This window comes from Polaromonas sp. P1_G4 (assembly GCF_056405475.1).
On the sequence record NZ_JBFUCA010000943.1, the window covers coordinates 1 to 854 of the forward strand.

An 854-nucleotide genomic window follows, 5' to 3' on the forward strand; every position below is an offset into this window, starting at 1 on the left:
ACTTCGTGTAGCCGCCTCTCCCCCTGAGGGGGACACCGCTAGCGGCCCGGCGAAGCCGGTTCCGCRGCGGTCGCTGGATTTGTTCAGTTGGGATTTTTTGTTCATGGTTAGTGGCTCGTTCCGAGGTAAGCCTTGATCACGTCTTCGTTGTTGCGTACTTCGTCGGGGGTGCCGTCGCCGATTTTTTTGCCGTAGTCGAGCACCACTACGCGGTCGGAGATGTCCATCACCACGCCCATGTCGTGCTCGATCAGCACGACGGTGGTGCCGAACTCGTCGTTCACGTCGAGTACGAAGCGGCACATGTCCTGTTTTTCCTCGACGTTCATGCCGGCCATGGGTTCGTCGAGCAGCAGGACTTGCGGCTCCATCGCCAGCGCACGGCCCAGGTCAACGCGTTTTTGCAAGCCGTAGGGCAGTTGCCCGACGGGCGTCTTGYGATAGGCCTGGATTTCCAGGAAGTCGATGATTTTTTCCACTGCCTCGCGGTGCATGATTTCTTCTTTTTCGGCGGGACCTATGCGCAGCGCCTGCAGCAGCAGGTTGCTTTTGATCTTTAGGTTGCGGCCCGACATGATGTTGTCGAGCACGCTCATGCCCTTGAAGAGCGCCAGATTCTGGAAAGTGCGCGCCACGCCCATGACCGCCACCTGATGGCTGTTCATGTGCTTGAAGGTCTGGCCGCGGAAAGTGATGGAGCCCTGCTGCGGCGCATAAACGCCGTTGATGCAGTTGAGCATGGAGCTCTTGCCCGCACCATTGGGGCCGATGATGGCGCGAATCTCGTGCTCTTTCACATTGAAGGAAATATCCGAGAGGGCCTTGACCCCGCCAAAACTCAGGCTGATGTTGTT

General features: G+C 58.3%; 1 protein-coding gene. It reads right to left on the reverse strand.

Going from position 1 to position 854, the window contains the following annotated elements; genetic code table 11:
• Positions 1-107: 107 nt before the first annotated feature.
• Positions 108-854, reverse strand: a 747-nt coding sequence (locus AC1D1X_RS24625; protein WP_477699532.1) for an ABC transporter ATP-binding protein, incomplete at its 5' end; no start/stop codon positions are given.